The sequence below is a fragment of the Parapedobacter flavus genome, assembly GCF_035818675.1.
GTDB lineage: Bacteria > Bacteroidota > Bacteroidia > Sphingobacteriales > Sphingobacteriaceae > Parapedobacter > Parapedobacter flavus.
In genome coordinates, this window is the sequence record NZ_JAYKZZ010000007.1 from 232,645 (window position 1) to 250,321 (window position 17,677).

The 17,677-nt window shown below is 46.7% G+C and carries 17 protein-coding genes and 1 tRNA gene; 10 read left to right on the forward strand and 8 right to left on the reverse strand.

What is annotated here, in order from left to right:
- The first annotated feature begins 11 nt into the window (after window positions 1-11).
- Complete coding sequence (locus U9S71_RS07885; RefSeq protein ID WP_326326546.1) at window positions 12-1,109, forward strand: Wzz/FepE/Etk N-terminal domain-containing protein; 1,098 nt, start codon at window positions 12-14, stop codon at window positions 1,107-1,109.
- Here U9S71_RS07885 and U9S71_RS07890 read toward each other — a convergent pair.
- From U9S71_RS07890 to U9S71_RS07900, 3 genes are read right to left on the reverse strand one after another with little or no spacing between them, the layout of a single operon-like run.
- On the reverse strand, window positions 1,087-2,307 hold the full coding sequence (locus U9S71_RS07890; RefSeq protein WP_326326548.1) for a bifunctional 3,4-dihydroxy-2-butanone-4-phosphate synthase/GTP cyclohydrolase II: 1,221 nt from the start codon (window positions 2,305-2,307) through the stop codon (window positions 1,087-1,089). The genes U9S71_RS07885 and U9S71_RS07890 overlap by 23 nt on opposite strands.
- Before the next feature lie 35 nt (window positions 2,308-2,342).
- Window positions 2,343-3,854, reverse strand: a complete 1,512-nt coding sequence (locus U9S71_RS07895) for an LptF/LptG family permease (RefSeq protein ID WP_326326549.1) — start codon at window positions 3,852-3,854, stop codon at window positions 2,343-2,345.
- A 45-nt stretch (window positions 3,855-3,899) separates the two neighbouring features.
- Window positions 3,900-4,277 carry an START-like domain-containing protein gene (locus tag U9S71_RS07900; RefSeq protein ID WP_326326550.1) on the reverse strand — a complete coding sequence of 126 codons (378 nt, stop codon included), beginning with the start codon at window positions 4,275-4,277 and terminating at the stop codon, window positions 3,900-3,902.
- A gap of 97 nt (window positions 4,278-4,374) precedes the next feature.
- Here U9S71_RS07900 and U9S71_RS07905 point away from each other — a divergent pair.
- The 5 genes from U9S71_RS07905 to U9S71_RS07925 all read left to right on the forward strand — a co-directional run bounded on the left by U9S71_RS07905 (window position 4,375) and on the right by U9S71_RS07925 (window position 9,714).
- Window positions 4,375-4,448 (forward strand) — tRNA-Met (locus U9S71_RS07905).
- 461 nt (window positions 4,449-4,909) lie between these two features.
- Window positions 4,910-5,632 carry a hypothetical protein gene (locus tag U9S71_RS07910; protein ID WP_326326552.1) on the forward strand — a complete coding sequence of 241 codons (723 nt, stop codon included), beginning with the start codon at window positions 4,910-4,912 and terminating at the stop codon, window positions 5,630-5,632.
- Between the two features lie 3 nt (window positions 5,633-5,635).
- Window positions 5,636-6,397, forward strand: a complete 762-nt coding sequence (locus U9S71_RS07915) for a methyltransferase domain-containing protein (protein ID WP_326326553.1) — start codon at window positions 5,636-5,638, stop codon at window positions 6,395-6,397.
- On the forward strand, window positions 6,358-8,553 hold the full coding sequence (locus tag U9S71_RS07920; protein ID WP_326326554.1) for a sensor histidine kinase: 2,196 nt from the start codon (window positions 6,358-6,360) through the stop codon (window positions 8,551-8,553). Before U9S71_RS07915 ends, U9S71_RS07920 begins: the two co-directional genes overlap by 40 nt.
- Before the next feature lie 75 nt (window positions 8,554-8,628).
- A complete protein-coding gene (locus U9S71_RS07925) occupies window positions 8,629-9,714 on the forward strand; it encodes a hybrid sensor histidine kinase/response regulator (protein WP_326326556.1) in 1,086 nt (361 codons plus the stop codon).
- A 26-nt stretch (window positions 9,715-9,740) separates the two neighbouring features.
- Here the strand turns inward: U9S71_RS07925 and U9S71_RS07930 are convergent, their stop codons facing one another.
- The 5 genes from U9S71_RS07930 to rplM all read right to left on the reverse strand — a co-directional run bounded on the left by U9S71_RS07930 (window position 9,741) and on the right by rplM (window position 13,186).
- Window positions 9,741-10,202 (reverse strand): response regulator, encoded by a 462-nt coding sequence (locus tag U9S71_RS07930; RefSeq protein WP_326326557.1) that lies wholly within the window; start codon window positions 10,200-10,202, stop codon window positions 9,741-9,743.
- 287 nt (window positions 10,203-10,489) lie between these two features.
- On the reverse strand, window positions 10,490-11,329 hold the full coding sequence (tsf, locus tag U9S71_RS07935) for a translation elongation factor Ts (RefSeq protein WP_326326558.1): 840 nt from the start codon (window positions 11,327-11,329) through the stop codon (window positions 10,490-10,492).
- A 127-nt stretch (window positions 11,330-11,456) separates the two neighbouring features.
- Window positions 11,457-12,323: a 30S ribosomal protein S2 gene (rpsB, locus tag U9S71_RS07940; protein WP_326326559.1), complete on the reverse strand. Its 867-nt coding sequence runs from the start codon at window positions 12,321-12,323 to the stop codon at window positions 11,457-11,459.
- Window positions 12,324-12,344: 21 nt separating this feature from the next.
- Window positions 12,345-12,731: a 30S ribosomal protein S9 gene (gene rpsI / locus U9S71_RS07945; RefSeq protein ID WP_262249355.1), complete on the reverse strand. Its 387-nt coding sequence runs from the start codon at window positions 12,729-12,731 to the stop codon at window positions 12,345-12,347.
- 11 nt (window positions 12,732-12,742) lie between these two features.
- Window positions 12,743-13,186 (reverse strand): 50S ribosomal protein L13, encoded by a 444-nt coding sequence (rplM, locus tag U9S71_RS07950; protein WP_326326560.1) that lies wholly within the window; start codon window positions 13,184-13,186, stop codon window positions 12,743-12,745.
- 92 nt (window positions 13,187-13,278) lie between these two features.
- On the opposite strand from rplM, the gene U9S71_RS07955 reads away from it, so the two are divergent.
- The 4 genes from U9S71_RS07955 (at window position 13,279) to U9S71_RS07970 (ending at window position 17,489) form a co-directional block, all read left to right on the forward strand.
- Complete coding sequence (locus tag U9S71_RS07955; RefSeq protein WP_326326561.1) at window positions 13,279-15,027, forward strand: tetratricopeptide repeat protein; 1,749 nt, start codon at window positions 13,279-13,281, stop codon at window positions 15,025-15,027.
- Window positions 15,005-15,796: a lipoprotein insertase outer membrane protein LolB1 gene (gene lolB1 / locus U9S71_RS07960; RefSeq protein WP_326326562.1), complete on the forward strand. Its 792-nt coding sequence runs from the start codon at window positions 15,005-15,007 to the stop codon at window positions 15,794-15,796. The genes U9S71_RS07955 and lolB1 overlap by 23 nt, the downstream gene beginning before the upstream one ends.
- 87 nt (window positions 15,797-15,883) lie before the next feature.
- Complete coding sequence (locus U9S71_RS07965; protein ID WP_326326563.1) at window positions 15,884-17,170, forward strand: murein hydrolase activator EnvC family protein; 1,287 nt, start codon at window positions 15,884-15,886, stop codon at window positions 17,168-17,170.
- A 109-nt stretch (window positions 17,171-17,279) separates the two neighbouring features.
- Complete coding sequence (locus U9S71_RS07970; RefSeq protein WP_326326565.1) at window positions 17,280-17,489, forward strand: Sec-independent protein translocase subunit TatA/TatB; 210 nt, start codon at window positions 17,280-17,282, stop codon at window positions 17,487-17,489.
- Window positions 17,490-17,677 lie beyond the last annotated feature (188 nt).

Here is a 17,677-nt window from a genome sequence, read left to right on the forward strand (position 1 = left end):
AAAAAAAGTAAATGGGTGATAATAACATGAAAGCCGGGCCGGGGCCGCATAACGGGGTCAGTTTAAGGGAACTGATCATAAAAATGGTTGCGTTAATTCGGTATCTGCTACACAAATGGCTCATCATCGTGGTGGTTGTGCTATTGGGTGCTGTGCTCGGCCTTTGTTATTCCTTGTTTAAAAAGACCAACTATACGGCAACGCTAAGTTTCGTTATGGATGAACCCAGCGGATCCCAGGGCGGTTTAGGAGCAGCTGCGACGATCGCAGAACAGTTTGGATTCAGCTTAGGCGGTATCGGTAGTGTGGGCGGCTTTTTTCAGGGCGACAATATCATTGAGTTTCTGAAATCGCGGTCAATGGTCGATGAGACACTGCTTACGGAAGTAGAGATAGCTGGTGAAAAAGTCTTAATAGTCGACCGATACATTGCGTATAATAATCTTCGGGAAAAATGGGCGTCGAAAGACCCGAAATTGGCTGATTTGCAGTTTCGAGATACCATCGGTGTATTTCGGCAGGACAGTCTGATGGCCACGTTTTACAAAGCCATTTTACGGGAAAACCTGGTTATTGAAAAACTGGATAAGAAGCTTAATGTCATTACCATTGAGGTAGAAACGGCAAGTGAAGTGTTTTCGAAAGTATTTGCCGAGGCGTTAATCAAAAATGCCACGGATTTTTACATTCAAACGCGCACACAAAAGGCAAAGGAGAATTTGGACGTATTGACCCACCAGGTAGATTCGGTGCGGCGGGAGCTCAATGAAGCCATTAGCGGCGTAGCCGCCGCCACGGACGCTAATCCCAATCCGAATAGGGCATTCCAGAGTCTGCGTGTGCGCTCGCAGCTGCATACGGTAGATGTTCAAGCCAATACGGCAATCCTAACCGAGTTGGTGAAGAACCAGGAGCTTGCAAAAATTACCCTCCGCAATGAAAAGCCGGTTATCCAGGTGTTGGATAGGCCGATTCTGCCGTTAGAGAACGACAAACTGGGGAAACTGAAAGCCCTTGTCATTGGTGGCTTCCTTGGTGGTTTCCTGGCCTGTTTGGCATTGGTGTTGATTCGGCTTTACCGTCAAATCATGAGTGGGGATCTCGCATAATGGTATGCCCCATGCGGTCCCGTTTGGCACGGAGATACTGCTCGTTAAAGGGGTTTGCGGCAATTTCAATCGGCACGTTTTCTACGATTTCCAGTCCGTAACCAACCAGCCCTGCCCGCTTCGTTGGGTTATTGCTCATTAAACGCATTTTCGTAATGCCCAGGTCTCTCAATATTTGAGCGCCGATACCGTAATCCCGATGATCGGGTTTAAAACCGAGCTCCAGATTGGCATCCACGGTGTCTAAGCCATTTTCTTGGAGATTATAAGCATGGAGCTTGTTGACCAGGCCAATGCCCCGCCCTTCCTGGTTCATATAGACTACTACGCCCTTACCTTCCGCTTCGATCATTTGCATAGCGCGGTGCAGCTGGGGCCCGCAGTCGCACCGGCAAGATCCAAAAATATCGCCGGTTACACATGAACTGTGCACCCGTACCAATATGGGCTCATCGGGCTCCCACTCGCCCTTATAAAGAGCGATATGCTGCTCATTGGTGTTTTTCTGCGTATACGCCGTCAGGTTGAACTGACCCCATTGGGTAGGTAAATTGACAGATACCTCGCGGGTAATCAACGAGTCTTTCGTGAGCCGGTATTCAATCAGATCTTGGATGGAGATGATTTTCAGGTCAAACCGTTTCGCTACCTCAAGCAGGTCGGGCAACCGGGCCATTTCGCCGTCGTCTTTTAAGATTTCGACCAACACACCAGCCGATTCGAACCCCGCGATCCGGGCCAGATCGACGGCCGCTTCAGTGTGCCCCGCGCGGCGAAGCACGCCACCGTCCTTTGCAATCAACGGAAAGATGTGTCCCGGGCGACCGAACTCTTCGGGTTTGATGTTTGGATTAATAAGCGCTTTGATGGTCTTAGAACGATCCGACGCCGATATCCCCGTTGTGCAGCCATAGCCCTGCAGATCTACCGATACCGTGAAATTCGTTTCGTAAACAGCGGTGTTGTTTCCCACCATGAGATTCAGGTCGAGGGCCTTGCAACGTTCTTCGGTAAGCGGTACACAAACTAAACCGCGCCCGTGGCTGGCCATGAAATTGATCACTTCGGGGGTGGCGTTGCGAGCTGCGGTAACGAAATCCCCTTCATTCTCACGGTCTTCATCGTCTACCACGATAACCACTTTTCCCAGTTGTATATCTTTGATAGCTTCTTCTATGGTATGTAACTCGCTACTCATTTATTTGCTTTTTTACGATACAAAGGTATCTTTTCTTAAGACGACTTCATATAATCGTCATGTAAAGATTTGGGTTGCGCAGGTTGTGCTTTGCCGGCCATGCCAAGCCGCGTCTTGATCCAACCAAATGCTTTGTTTATTTTAAGGCGATACTGCTCAATATCAAATAAAGCCGAATCCGTGGCTGCTTTGTAAGCGAGGAAAATGGCCAATGGCGATAAGACGAAGATGGCCATCCACATTCCCCAAAAGGTATCGATATTGCCCTCTTTGGCCGATTTCTCACTAACCGTGGAAATGATATGGTAAATAAGGAAAAAGATGATGGCAACCACGACGGGTAAGCCTAACCCACCCTTGCGGATTATCGCCCCCAGCGGGGCACCGATGGAAAACAGCAACAAGCACGATACGGCCAGTGTAAATTTGCGCTGAAACTCGACGTTGTACAAGATGTTTTTATTGCTGTAAAAAGCATCTTCATCCGCTTTAAGCACCACGACATCCTTGATGTAGCGTACCTGGCTCAGGGCGCTGGTGATCATCGTGCTGCGCTTTTCTGTTGGGATGGTTGAGATAAAGTCTTTCTGGTAATGTATTGGTTCGGCGAGCGTGATGGTTGTATCTGTCGCTTTATAATAGTCGTTGAAATAATAGTAGTACGATTTGATTTCTGGGAATACCGTATTCCGCAGGCTATCCATCTGCTTCGCGTTGGAATCTGTATAATGCTTTAGTTGCTTCAGGTTCAGCATGGCATGATGGCTTTTGAACAAATTTTCATCGGTTCGTTTCATCTGGAAAGCAGACATGTCAAACTTCTGTTCGGTTTCTTCGAAATAAAATCGGGTAAACTGTTGCCGGGGGTTATATACGCGGGCTTTCTCTGCCCGGCTATCCTCGTAGCGCACACCGTTTTTCAGCTTGAGGATCATCGTATTATTATCTGGCGAATTATAGATGTACCCCTCTTCGGCCAACAGTACATTATTAGCGGTACTGTTCCTGCTGTGGTCGTAAATCATTAAATCGTACAGGATTTTCCCGTCGTCGCTTTTACCCTTGGCACGAATGGAGTACCCCGGAATGGTATTGTTGAAGATGCCGGGTTTGATAAAGAAGTCGGCTTGTTTGATCCGCACATCATAAAGTAGCGACCCCATTTTAAGGTTAGCGACGGGCATGATGTAATCGCTGAATAGGAATCCGCCAACACTGAAGAGGCCAACAAGGACAAATAACGGGGCCATGGCTTTCCGTAGCGATACCCCCGCGGCTTTGATGGCCACCAACTCATAGCTTTCGCCCAAGTTGCCGAAGGTCATGATGGACGACAGTAACATGGAAAGCGGTAGCGCCATGGCTACATTGGTGGCAGCTGCGTACCAAAGCAATTCCAAAATCACATACCATTCGAAGCCTTTGCCGATCAGGTCATCGATATACTTGAAAAGAAAAAGCATAAGGAGGACAAACATCACGATGAAGAACGTGACGATGAATGGCCTGATGAAAGACTTCAGGATGAGAAGATGGATTTTTTTCATTAAAATACGTACCCCAGACTGCCTCAGACGCAAAGGTACGATTTTTTAAGCACCTATAACGCTTTGGAGATATTCGATCTGATTGTCCCAGATGAGCTTGCGGTCATCGAGGGTTTCTTCCCACGAAAAATCGGTGATGGCGAGCGCAACATCGTTGGTGAGTTCATCCTGTACGATTTCCATTTCGAAATGATAAGGCTCATCATCCAGCCATTTGTACTTAACCAACTTATTTTCCCTTAGGCTGATGAGTTTGGCAACGTGCAGTTCATCGTCCCAGCTGAACTCATAAATGCCATCCTTGAAGTTTACATCGTCAGCAAACCACTGAGCCAGCGCATTGGGCTCGTGCAAGAAAGAAAATAGAATTTTCGGGGAGGATTTGATTTCGTATTCCAAATGGAATTTGATTTTTTCTGCCATGCCTATGATGATAATTAAGCGGTTATGTCGTTTCTACAGCTTTAACAACTTTTTTTCTAAAGAAAGGGAAAATAAACTATATTTGCAAACAATTTTTGGCGGGGTAGCTCAGATGGTTAGAGCGCAGGATTCATAACCCTGAGGTCGGCAGTTCGATCCTGCTCCCCGCTACGATAGATAGGATGGGTTGCTTTTTTTGGCAACCCTTTTTCTATAATGAAATGGCTGGGGCTAACTTGTCGGTTAGGGTTCAGGATTACCTAGCTATGATTCAACATTTTCCCGCTTTTACGACGGGAAAATGTTGAATCATATAAGATATGTAGTTAATACACTACATCAAGTGCAGAAAGGGTTTTATTTTCTATTCTTAAATGCTACCTTTATTCCATTGTGGAATTAGCGGTCTCACTCAGTAGTTTACGGAACTTAATGTATGGCATTTACCCGTTGGGTGAAGTTGGTTGACTTGGGTTGATTAATTTGGCAACAGGTATGGTGAAATTATTTCGATGTTATAGCTGTAGAACAAGGGGTGCGCGAAGAAATCTATTTTTAACTTTATGGTCGAAATCTATATATGCTACACTAATCCGATTGACCTGTATGACCCTATTCGTCAATATTGATACATGATTCAGATCCGCACATTTGTAGCTCCACACGATAAGGAAGCTTGCGAGAAGTTTATTATTGGTCATCAAAAGTTGCTGGAAATATTTGGTATCACCAAGATTACCTCAAATCGACAGGATTGGGTAGATGACGAAAATACCATCGTGATATTGGTTGAGCATGTTGAAACTAAGGCTGTATATGGCGGGGCCAGATTGCAGATTGCAACGGGTGAATATGAATTACCTATTGAGATTGCTCTGGGCAAGTATGACCCCCAGATATATGACATGGTGCGGGCCGATCGCGAGCGGGGGGGGACTTGTGAATTGTGCGGGCTTTGGAATTCGAGAGAGGTGGCTGGTATGGGAATAGGCAGCTATATCTTAGCGCGGATTGGTGCAGTTGTGGCCACACAGCTACCGGTGAACAGTATTTTTGTACTTTGTGCGCCCATTACGGTGCGGATGGGTAAACGCGTGGGTGCAGTAGTCGAATCGAGCTTGGGCAATGATGGGCTTTTTTATTACCCCAAAGACGACTTGATCGCGACCGCGATGAGACTGAGGGATATTCATGATTTACAACATGCTGATAGGACGGAACAAGAAAAAATCATGTCGTTACGTGCTAACAACCATCAGAAACTTTTCGAACGCGGACCTCGGGGCACGTTCGAGGTGGAATATGATTTGGAGATTGCTAGCGCTGAAAAATGGAAATCGATTCGTAACCGTTAACTTATGAACACACACCTTTACAATCCGGACTATTTGCGGGAAACGCAAAAATTACTGGAAAACATGAAACGGGATTCGTATAGCCCGTTGCTAAGCCGTTCCGGCAAAATTGCAGACATAGGCTGCGGCGTGGGGGCGGATGTCAATAATATGGCCCAATTAGGTCATAAGGATTGCAAATTTGTTGGCGTTGATGCCGATCAAGGGATGATTGATCAGGCAAACCTCAATAAGGGGGAGCGCGGCAATGTTGAGTTCTTGGTCGGAAATGCCAATGCTCTCCCGTTTGCCGGTGGTGAACTGTCGGGATTGCGGGCGGAGCGCTTGGCGCAGCATTTAGCTAACCCTGCGCAGGTATTTGACGAGTTTCATCGTGTTTTGAAAGATGGTTCGCCGGTAGTGATTGTTGAAACGGACTGGAATAGTGTGTCTTTTTACAACGGCGATAACCAGACCGTTCAGCGGCTCAGGGAATATCTTGTCGCACATCAGGTAAAGAATGGGGGTGCGGCCACTAATTTAATCCATTATTTGGAGACCGCGGGTTTTACTCACGTCAGTATCCGATTATATCCGTTAGCCACGCACATACTTGAGCAGTGCATAGCGACCCTGCGTATAGATTATGCCCTAACAATGATGGAGCAAAATGGCTATATTACCCAAGAAGCACATCGTACATTCCTTAATACCTTGCGGCAGGCCGATAGTAGCGGCTGCTTCGTTTGTTCAATCAATTTAGTTGTCGTTACAGCCCTGAAATAAGACTATCTATGTGGAGATATGTTGGTGCGACTTTCCTTTTCATACAGTTTTTTGCTGTTGGGGTGGCACAGACCATTCATATGAATGGGGTAACGCCACGCATGTTGGAAAGTAACGACTTGCTGGTGTTAAAAACAACTACGCGTATTTCTATCGATTCCGCAACGAAGGCAGCGTTTTTCCGACCCACTGCGAAGATTCCGAATTTAGGTGTAACCAAAGGGGAGGCATGGGTTAAATTTTCGGTAACCAACGCCGGCGGAGGCTCCGACAACTTATTTAAATTGACCAACCCAAATTTTGATGAGGTAACCTTATATTCGTTCTCCGGCCAATCTGTTTTGGTAGATAGTGTATTAATTACCAAAGACAAGCCATTCAGCGATCGGAAGTATCTTGATGTTAATTATTTGTTCGATCTAAACGTGCCATCGGGTGAAACCAGGGATTTCTATGTTCGTATTAAGAGCAAGATGCCCTTAATTATACCGATATATATCGTAACCCCGCAACAGCACGTCAGCTCGGTAACCAGGGAGTATTTGATTTCTGGGATATATATAGGCATCGTATTAATTATGGGGATTTATAATTTTTGTTTATATCTATCTACTCAGGATAAGAACTATCTTTATTATATATGCTATGTTTTCGGGGCCGGGTTTACACAAATGGGAATAAAGGGGATGAGCTTTCAGTTCTTTTGGCCCAATAACCCCGAATTCGAAAATTATAATATCGTACTGTTTGGTTCACTTACGGGGATAGCGGCATTACTTTTCACCATTAATTTTTTGGATGTAAGAAGGAATTTCAAGGGGATTTATTTTATCCTACTTGGATTTATTTCGCTATTTATCGGTGCGCTTATCGCGCTGTTTTTTGATCGCTATATTGCTTTTTCTATTATGCAGTCATCGACGACCCTGTCTTCGGTAGGTGTACTTTTGATTTCAGCATACGTAGTTTACCGGCAGCCAAACATATCGTCGTCAACGATATTCCTTGGCGCGTGGTCGATACTTTTGCTGGGCTCCCTGGTTTTCTTATTTAAAGATTACGGGATCCTCCCTTATAATATGTTTACGGTGTATTCGGTACAAGCCGCGTCGGGAATTGAAATGGCATTGTTGTCCCTTGCGTTGGCAAACAAGATCAATATTTATAAGAAGGAGAAAGAAGAGTCCCGGGCTAGGGAATTGGTGATGATTGAAGAGAATGCAAAACTGGTCCGGGAGCAGAACATAGTTCTTGAACAACGTGTCGAAGAACGTACCCACGCACTGAAAGAATCGAATGAGTCGCTCGAACAAACGTTAACGCATTTAAAAGAAACACAAACGCAATTAGTTGAATCAGAGAAAATGGCTTCCCTGGGCCAATTGACGGCGGGCGTAGCCCACGAAATCAATAACCCCATAAATTTTGTGACATCCAACGTCGCGCCGCTCAAGCGAGACATTAACATGATTTGGAATGTGCTGGACGAAGTGGAACGTATTGCGTTGGCTGATGATATACCGTTTGAAGAAAAAGAACAGCGTATTCAAGCATACAAAGAAGATCTTGATGTGCCTTACCTAAAAACTGAAATAGACTTTCTCCTTAAAGGAATGCATGAGGGGGCTACCCGAACCGCAGAGATCGTTAAAAGCCTGCGCATATTCTCACGTGTGGATGAAGAATCATTGAAATTTGCTGATATCAATGAGGGGCTTGAATCAACATTGGTTATTCTCAACAGCGTTATTAAAGAGGGTATTACAGTTGTAAAGGAATTTGGCGACTTACCACCGGTAGAATGCTATCCGGGGAAATTAAACCAAGTATTCCTGAACATCATTACAAATGGTATTTATGCCATCAATAAGAAATTCGATGGGAATCCGGGCGGTGTTCTGGAAATCCAAACAAGGGTTGATGCTGAAAATGCTTTGATAACGATCCGTGATAACGGGGTAGGTATGCCCGATGAGGTCATAGAGAAAATGTTCGAACCTTTTTTTACCACCAAAGAGGTGGGCGAAGGTACCGGCTTGGGCATGTCGATTGTCTATAATACCATCAAAAAGCACGCGGGTGAAATCAAAGTCGACTCGTCGGTGGGTGAAGGGGTCTCTTTTTTAATCATCATCCCGCTCAAACAACAGATGTAATAAGTTTACGTTATTAAATCAATTATGCTATTTTTGCTAAATAGAACATTCACCATATAGACTTTTCCTTGTGTGATGCTCCAATCTCCGGAAATACTTTACATTGACGACGAAGCCAATAACCTGATTAGTTTCAAGGCGACTTTCAGGTATCGGTATCCAATTCATACGGCAATAAGCACGGATGAGGCCAGGGAAGTGCTGCATTCAAATCCGAATATCCGGGTGATTTTCTGCGACCAGCGCATGCCGGGAGAAACGGGCATTGAATTTTTACACGCCATTAGGAATGATTTCCCGCTGCCTGTACGGATCTTATTAACCGCCTATGCTGATCTGGATACCGTGGTAGATGCCGTAAATAAGGGGCATATTTTCCGGTTTGTGCGCAAGCCGTGGGTAGAAGAAGAGATTATTTCGTCCATTGAGGAGGCCAATAAATTTTTTATTACGGATTCCATGTTGGCGATGCGGAATGAGGAGCTTCAGCAGGCCTATGATGAGCTCGATAAGTTTGCATATAGTGTAAGCCACGACCTACGCGACCCGTTAACAGGTGTATTGTCTGCCATAAAGCTAGGGCTGGAGTTCGATTCAGTAGAGCGGATCCACGAAATCCTTGCGCTGATGGAGAGCTCGGTATTGAGATTGAATACCTACATCAATAGCCTGCACGATTATTACCTGTTGAAGCGGGGCGAACTGACCATTACCGATATTGATTTTGAAAACTTATTCGAGTATTTGAAAAGTTTTTACAGCATTTATACGCAGAATAATAGCGTGGCTTTCTCGATTGCAAGTAATCAAAAAGAAGAATTCAAGAGCGATGAAACGACGTTGAAACTTATTTTGCATAACCTGCTGTCGAATGCGTTCAAGTACCAAAAGAAGGCAAATGATAATAAGACCGTCCGGTTATCGGTGGTTGTGACGGGCGGGAAAGCAACGATCAGTGTAACGGATACGGGGATAGGCATCGCCGCCAAAGACATTACGGATATTTTTAAGCTATTCTTCAGAGGAAGTGATCAGGCCGAAGGTACCGGTTTCGGGCTATATAACGTGAAGAGCGCGTTGGCGAAGCTCCGCGGTGAGATTGAAGTCAAATCGGTAGAAGGAGAGGGGACAACATTTATCGTAACCATCCCCAGTAAGTAGAAACGACAGCACCACCCGATATCAGCTTACGATAGTAATTTTTGCCGAAGCAAGAACTCGAGTTGCTCGTTCGTGATCTCAAGTTGTGAAAATGACTCTTTAATTTTTTTTCGCTCGGAAAATATGCCGTAGGCCCTTTGTATGGTGTCGTCCAGCTCCTCCTCACTCCAAGGCTTGCTCAGGTAGTGAAATATCTTCCCTTTGTTTACCGCTTCTACCACCGCGCTCATATCAGCATAGCCGGTAAGCAATATCCGCATGGGGTCCGGACAAACCTTAATCACCTCTTCAAGAAACTCAACCCCGGTCATTTGTGGCATTCGCTGATCGGTAATGATGATATCTATAGGATGCTGTTCAATGATTTGCATGGCGTCGATACCACTTAAAGCGGTATATATCTTGTATTTCAGACGGAAAGTGGCTTTGAAAGAAATCAAATTGTTCTCTTCATCGTCTACATATAGAACGGAAATTTTCGTTTCCATGTTTCAGCGGATTTAAACCCAGGATGTATTTTTGACAAACAGCATCGTAACACCTTGTCGGATGCCTTTTAAAGGAAATAGTTAGTCATTTCAACAACCCAAGTTAGTAATTTTTACGCGCAAATAGTCAAAAATCAATAATATTTTAAAAAGCCCCGGCCAGCATGGGAGCATCTGGTGGTTAAACCAAAATGCCGCCTCCCGTTATGGAACCGGAGGCGGCATCAATAATGGTATCGGCGGCAACGGCAGAAGGACGTGTTGCAGTCGATCGGATACTGTTGGGATTATGCACCCAATTGAACCCGTTTGAAGACGGTAACCGTCAATCCTTTCGAAACGCTATCCAAGAATTGGGCAATGTTTTTCGAGGAATCCTTCACGAATTCTTGATTCAAGAGGGTGTTTTCCTTATAAAATTTGTTGAGCTTACCTTGGGCAATCTTTTCAACCATCTCTTCCGGCTTGCCTTCTGCACGGATCTGCTCTTTGGCAATCTCCAATTCGCGCTCAATAGTATGGGTGTCTACGCCGCTTTTGTCTATAGCTACCGGATTCATTGCAGCAATCTGCATGGCTACGTCTTTGCCGGCTTCATCTGCGCCGTCGGCTGCATTGCTGAGGCCAACCAATACGCCCAAGCGGTAATTGCCGTGGATATAAGCAACTACTTTTTCTGCTTCCACCGTTTCGAATTTCGATACATCGATTTTTTCACCGATTTTGCCGGTTTGATCAAGCAGTAAGTCGGCGATTTTAACACCGTCTATTTCCAGTTGCTTCAGTGCATCGAGCGATGCCGGCGCATGGGCTACCGCTTGATCCGCAATGCTTTCACCGAAAGCAATGAAATCCGCATTCTTCGCTACGAAGTCGGTTTCGCAGTTGAGTTCGATAACGACGCCTTTTTTTCCATCGGCGGTGGTTTTTGCAATCACAACACCTTCGTTGGAATCGCGGTCCTGGCGGCTGGCGGCCACCTTAGCCCCTTTTTTGCGCAAGTAATCGATGGCAGCTTGGAAGTCGCCATTCGCTTCAATTAGTGCTTTTTTACAATCCATCATGCCGGCACCGGTTTGTTGGCGCAGCTTATTGACATCTGATGCTGAAATTTGTACTGTGGACATACTATTTTCCTTATTTGTTATAAACGATCTATTGGTCTCTAAACCGATAAAAAAACCGGATGGTATATGGGTTGACGGAAGTTGATATCCCTTCCAGCGCCCGCTCCATCCGGCTTTCAATATGCGATTATTCTCCGTCTTGGCTGCCTTCTGCTTCGGCAGTTGCTTCAGCTTTGGCTTTACGAGGGCGTTTTCCGTCGGTATCTGCCTTAGCTTCCTCTTTGCTTTCTGCTTCGGGTTCTTCGCCGTTGTCTATCTTGGCTTTTGCAGCAGCGGCTTCTTTTTCAGCCTCTTCTTCTTTGTCGCGTTTACGCTCCTCGAGTCCTTCCTGAATCGCCTTTCCAATGATTTCCGTAATGAGGGTGATCGATTTCGATGCATCATCGTTGGAAGGAACCGGGAAATCGATGTTCGAAGGGTCCGAATTGGTGTCTACCATAGCAAACGTAGGGATGTTTAGCTTCATGGCCTCACTTACGGCAATGTGCTCTTTCTTCACGTCGATGATGAAAAGGGCAGCCGGCAACCGGTTCAAATCGGCAATACCTCCCAAGAGGTTTTCCAATTTGATACGTTCGCGCTGTATCATCAATTTCTCTTTTTTCGATAATACATCGAATGTGCCGTCCTTGGTCATTTTGTCAATGTTTGACATTTTTTTGATTGACTTGCGGACCGTGGCGAAGTTAGTGAGCATCCCGCCCAGCCAACGTTCGGTCACAAACGGCATGTTTACAGCCTTGGCTTGTTCGGCAACAATTTCTTTTGCCTGCTTTTTGGTGGCTACGAATAGCACCTTTCTTCCCGATTTCACCACCTGCTTGATTGCAGAAGCTGCTTCTTCCAGTTTGGTGAGGGTTTTATTTAAGTCAATGATATGGATGCCATTGCGCTCCATGAAAATGTACTTGGCCATTTTCGGATCCCATTTGCGGGTAAGGTGACCGAAGTGTACACCTGCATCCAATAACTCTTGATATGTAGTTCTTGCCATTTTTTTGTTCTCCTTAAAAGATTAACGTTTACTGAATTGGAACTTCCTACGTGCTTTGCGGCGTCCTGGTTTCTTACGCTCCACCATACGGTCGTCGCGCGTTACCAGTCCTTTTGCACGTAAGGCAGGTTTCACCTCGGGGTCTAGCGTAATCAACGCTTTGGCTATCGCTAGGCGAACAGCTTCCGCTTGCCCTTTGATGCCACCACCGGCTACGTTAACCTTTACATCATAGTTGCCGGTTGCGCCGGCTACTTCTGTACTTTGGGTCACAATGTATTGTAATGGCAAGGTAGGGAAATATTCCTTGTAATCTTTGCCGTTTACGGTTATGTTACCGCTGCCAGCGCTTAGGTAAATGCGGGCTACTGCGGTTTTTCTTCTTCCTGAAGTGTTAGTTGTCGACATTTCTTTGCTCCTTAGAATTTAACAGTTTTTGGATTTTGCGCTGCATGCGGGTGCTCGTTGCCTGCATAGATGTACAGGTTCTTGAACAGGGCCCGACCCAGACGGTTCTTGGGCAGCATGCCGCGAACCGCTTTTTCCACGATACGTGTGGGGTGCTTTGCCAATAATTCTTTCGGAGAACTGAAACGCTGGCCACCCGGATAGCCGGTATACCGCTGGTACACTTTGTCTTCGAGCTTGTTGCCAGTCAACTTTACTTTGTCTGCATTGATCACGATCACGTTGTCGCCGCAGTCTACGTGTGGGGTGTACGAAGGCTTGTGTTTCCCCCGGATCACCTTAGCGATCTGAGATGACAAGCGCCCCAAAATCTCGCCCTCAGCATCAACAACAATCCACTGTTTGTTGACGGTGTTTTTGTTGGCAGAGACAGTTTTGTAACTTAACGTATTCACTTGCTTTGTTTTGAAATAATTAATAAATATATTTAACCCCTTTATTTTAAGGGACTGCAAAGGTACGACAATAAAATTTATTTTTCAAAGTTATGTGGCGAGTAATAGTTAAGATATCCCGGCTTTTAGTTATGGTAGGTGGCGTATGGTGTACGGTAGGGGGCGCTTTCGCCCAGCAAACCACCGTGCCCGCTGCAGGGAGAACCACCGATAGTTTGGCGGTTAAAAGTCTGTTTGATAAAGGGGTGCGGCAAAAGTCGGCCGGCCAGTTGGCATTGGCAGAAAAGACGTTCGAAGCAGTGGTAGGGCTACAGCCGGACGCCGATCAAGCCTACTTCCAACTGGCTCATATCTATATGGATAGCGAAGATTTCACTGCCGCCAGCCGCGCGGCATTGCACGCTGCTGAGCTTGAGCCCGATAACGAAAGCTATTGGAATGTGGTATTGGATGCTTACCGGAAAACGAGAAACGTCAAGGCCATCCCCGTCGTACTGGATGAACTCATCCGGCTCAACCCCGAAAATGCCGCCTTTTATCACGAGAAAGCTTACGCATTATTTTTAGATAAACAGTATAACGCAGCATTAGCTACATGCGATACGATAGGCGCCCGATTCGGGGCGACCGACGACCAATACCTTACCAAGCACCAGATTTACCTGGCCCAAGGCGATACGGCTACGGCTATCAATGAATTGGAAGAGTGGGTGGCTAAGAAACCGCGCGAGAGCAAAGCCTATATCCTGCTGGCCGAAATGTATACCAAGGCAGACGACGCGGAGAAGGCCCTTGACCTCTTAGACGAGGCAGCAGCGATCTTTCCCCATGAACCCCTCGTATGGCTTGGTAAATCCGATGCCTACCTGGCCATGGGGAAGCAAAAGCAGGCCAATCGCTACCTCCGGGAGGCGTTCGGCAGCGACAGCTTGGGTATGGATGCTAAAGCGGGCATACTTTACAACACACTTGCCAATAAGCGACAGCCGCTCGACCAGGGTGACGTGGGCGGGTTGGCTGATTTGTTTGCCCAGACTTATCCGAAGGAGGCTAAAGCACACGCCGTTCGGGGCGACATTTACAGGCAATTGCAGCAACCGGATGTGGCCCGCGATGCCTATCTGGCTGCATTGGATATCAATCAGTATATCGAAGGGGTTTGGCAACAACTGCTGCAGGTGGAACTTCAGTTGGGCCGATATGACGATGTCGAATCCCATGGTAAAGAAGCCTTGGCACTCTTCCCCAACCAGCCGCTTATGCTGTTCTTTACCGGGCATGGCTATCTAGGGAACAAGAAGTACCAAGAGGCTCGTGTAAATCTGGAGGCCGCACTAAATAATGCAAGAGGGGAACATACGCCGCTGTTGACCCAATTGTACAGCAGCTTGGGCGATGTGTATAACGCGATGGATATGCATGCCGAATCAGACGTGGCCTATGAGGAAGCCATAGCGTTAGATAGCACCAATGCATATGCCTTGAATAACTACGCTTATTACTTGGCGCTCCGCAAACAGAAGTTGCCGCTTGCGGCCGAAATGTCAAAACGGTCTAACGAGCTGGCCCCTGATTTCCCGTCGTACCAGGATACGTATGCGTGGGTCCTTTTCCAGCAGGGCGACTATAAAGCAGCGTTGTCGTGGATAGAGAAAGCCATCGATAGTTCCGATACCGCATCCGAAACCTTGCTGGAACACTACGGCGATATCCTCGCGAAATTAGGCCAGGTAGGCAAGGCCGTAACCCAATGGAAAAAGGCCAGAAGCCTTTCCGAAGCGGTTGGCAAGGATATTGATAAACTATCCCAAAAAATTGATGCGAAGCAGTATCTTGATTAGGTTGGTTGGGTGTTCCCTCGTATCGGCATTGCTGTTTTCCTGTGCGCCGAAGAAGCGGATGGTGTCATCGGAAGGTCGTGAAGTAGAAGTCTCCCGCGCAGCGAAGACAGCGGTGCTGGACCAAGTGGCCCAGCAACAGCTACGCTATACCACGTTCAGCGGCCGAGCGAAAAGCAATGTCATCATCAACGGAAAGGACCAGTACGACGTAACCGCCAACATACGCATCGTTCGTGACGAGGCGATCTGGATTTCGCTCACGGCACTCATGGGTATTGAGGTGGCCCGTGTGTTCATTACCCCCGATAGCATCAAGATCATCAATCGCTTGCAGTCCGAATACATCAGAAAACCTTTCGCTTACCTCCGTAATTTTACCGGTAGCGGATTGCGCTTTTCAAGTTTGGAGCAGCTCCTCGTAGGCGATGTGCTTGACCAAATCACGGAAGATGGTCTGGCGGTTTGGCAGCGTGCCGAAGGTTACCTGTTGCATAAACAAATGGACGATTTGCAGTACAAGGTGCACGTGGGTGCCGACTATCAAAATAATTACACACGGATAGCATCCCCGGCAAGTAACCAGCAACTGGAGGCGGTTTATTCCGACTACCAGGTCATCGCAGGAAATTCGTTTCCCAACCATATGGAAATTTCAATTGCAACACCTCATTTGACCCTTCAATCCGACATGAGATACAGTAAGGTGGTTTACGATGGGGAGGTTGAACTGCCTTTCACCGTTCCGTCGAGGTATAAGGAAGTTCAATAATACAGAACGATGCATAATTATCGAGGTAGATTTATTACTTTCGCAGACAATAATGGGCGGGGAGCTGAGGTTATAAGTGGTATATAGATGAGTTATCTAAAAGGGGCATTAAGCGTAATCGTATTCTTTTTAACACTGGCTGCCGTCCATGCGCAGAGCAGTGCCGAGCTGAGAAAGCAGCGCGAGCAGTTGAATAAGGAGATCGAGCGCCTCAACCAAAGCCTGAAAACCACCTCAAGCGATCGGAGCCTGTCGCTCAAACAGGTAAACGCCCTGAATACCCAACTCCGCCTGCGGGAAAAGAAAATCAGCACCATCAGTAGCGAAATCAAGCTGATCAATAACCAGATTTCCTCCCATAACAAAACCATTCAAAACCTTCGTGACCAGCTGGAAAAGTTGCGCGAAGATTACGAGAGCATGATCATGTTTGCCTTCCGCAACCGGAACGCATATAATAAGATCATGTTTATTTTTGCCTCTAAAGATTTCAACCAGGCGTTCAAACGTGTCAAGTACCTCCAGCAATTCAATGATTCGCGAAAGCTGCGTGCCGCAGAGATTGAAGAAACCCAAAAAGAAATTGCTTTGAAAGTAGCGCAACTGGAGGCCAGCAAAAAAGAGCAAGCTTCCTTGCTTGCCGAGCAAGAGCGTGAACGGAAGACGATATCCCAAGAACAGGGTGCCCAATCTAAAGTGTTGCAGGCGCTTACCCAGCAAGAGAAAAAATTCCAGCAAGAGTTGCGTAAAAAACAACAGGAAGACGAGCGTTTGGCACGTGCCATCCGAACCACTATCCAACGCGAAATTGCCGAGCAGCGCCGACTGGAAGAAGAGGCGCGCAGGGTCGCATTGGCACTTGAAGCTAAGCGGACCGGGAAGACTGTGGCGGAGGTAGAGGCCGAAAAGCCCGCTGTCCGCAAAAGCGATACGGAGGTGCTGGCCAATACGCCGGCTGCGGCCAAGCTTTCTGCCGATTTTGCGGGTAATCGCGGGCGCCTGCCATGGCCTGTGCAGCAAGGCGTCATTACCCAGCGCTTCGGGCGGCATACCATCGGAAGGAACGTGACCGTCGAAAACGCCGGAATCACGATTCGAACGAACAACCATGCACAGGTGCAGGCCATTTTCGATGGCACCATCATCCAGGTGGCCAACATGGCCGGTTCGTATGCGATTATCATGCAACACGGTAAATACTTCACGGTTTATACGAAACTAGGAAGCCCTACGGTAAAGCGTGGGCAAACCGTGCAGCGGGGACAGACACTGGGAACCGCATTGGTAGACCCCCAGGATGGCACATCAGAAGTGCATTTTGAAATATGGGAAGGCGCTGCCCCAATAAATCCAGAGCCATGGTTAGCAAAATAACCGCCGCCATCGATGGTGATTTATATAACAAATTAAATATTATACGTACATTTGCAGAATCATCCGGTCTTTGAAGGCCGGTTGAGTTTAAAAATTTAAAACAACGGTTATGGTAGATTCAGTGTTGTTATTTCTTGGTGCTCAAGAGATTATCCTGATTGTTTTAGCACTCCTCTTATTGTTTGGTGGTCGGAAAATCCCCGAATTGATGCGTGGGATGGGACGTGGTATCCGGGAGTTCAAAGAAGGACAAAAGGAAAGCCCGAAAGAGGAGAACCCGAACGTCCCGAAAGAGGAGCTCCAAGAAAACAAACAATAGCATACACGTATCCAATACGGAGAAGGACTTTACACCGGATTTCTGTCTGGGTGTAAAGTCCATTTATTTTAACGGCTATTCGTCCGATAGTTGATTTTTACCGGTCAGCCGTACAATAAAAATGAGATCCTTGCGTTTTTCACGTAAATATATACTTATCCAGTATAGCATTTGGTAATCACTAACAA

What these genes read in the sequence shown, in the direction of transcription:
- U9S71_RS07885 (WP_326326546.1), top strand. Translation starts at nt 12, where the DNA reads ATGGGTGATAATAACATGAAAGCCGGGCCGGGGCCGCATAACGGGGTC.
- U9S71_RS07890 (WP_326326548.1), bottom strand. Translation starts at nt 2,307, where the DNA reads ATGAGTAGCGAGTTACATACCATAGAAGAAGCTATCAAAGATATACAA.
- U9S71_RS07895 (WP_326326549.1), bottom strand. Translation starts at nt 3,854, where the DNA reads ATGAAAAAAATCCATCTTCTCATCCTGAAGTCTTTCATCAGGCCATTC.
- U9S71_RS07900 (WP_326326550.1), bottom strand. Translation starts at nt 4,277, where the DNA reads ATGGCAGAAAAAATCAAATTCCATTTGGAATACGAAATCAAATCCTCC.
- U9S71_RS07910 (WP_326326552.1), top strand. Translation starts at nt 4,910, where the DNA reads ATGATTCAGATCCGCACATTTGTAGCTCCACACGATAAGGAAGCTTGC.
- U9S71_RS07915 (WP_326326553.1), top strand. Translation starts at nt 5,636, where the DNA reads ATGAACACACACCTTTACAATCCGGACTATTTGCGGGAAACGCAAAAA.
- U9S71_RS07925 (WP_326326556.1), top strand. Translation starts at nt 8,629, where the DNA reads ATGCTCCAATCTCCGGAAATACTTTACATTGACGACGAAGCCAATAAC.
- U9S71_RS07930 (WP_326326557.1), bottom strand. Translation starts at nt 10,202, where the DNA reads ATGGAAACGAAAATTTCCGTTCTATATGTAGACGATGAAGAGAACAAT.
- tsf (WP_326326558.1), bottom strand. Translation starts at nt 11,329, where the DNA reads ATGTCCACAGTACAAATTTCAGCATCAGATGTCAATAAGCTGCGCCAA.
- rpsB (WP_326326559.1), bottom strand. Translation starts at nt 12,323, where the DNA reads ATGGCAAGAACTACATATCAAGAGTTATTGGATGCAGGTGTACACTTC.
- rpsI (WP_262249355.1), bottom strand. Translation starts at nt 12,731, where the DNA reads ATGTCGACAACTAACACTTCAGGAAGAAGAAAAACCGCAGTAGCCCGC.
- U9S71_RS07955 (WP_326326561.1), top strand. Translation starts at nt 13,279, where the DNA reads ATGTGGCGAGTAATAGTTAAGATATCCCGGCTTTTAGTTATGGTAGGT.
- lolB1 (WP_326326562.1), top strand. Translation starts at nt 15,005, where the DNA reads ATGCGAAGCAGTATCTTGATTAGGTTGGTTGGGTGTTCCCTCGTATCG.
- U9S71_RS07965 (WP_326326563.1), top strand. Translation starts at nt 15,884, where the DNA reads ATGAGTTATCTAAAAGGGGCATTAAGCGTAATCGTATTCTTTTTAACA.
- U9S71_RS07970 (WP_326326565.1), top strand. Translation starts at nt 17,280, where the DNA reads ATGGTAGATTCAGTGTTGTTATTTCTTGGTGCTCAAGAGATTATCCTG.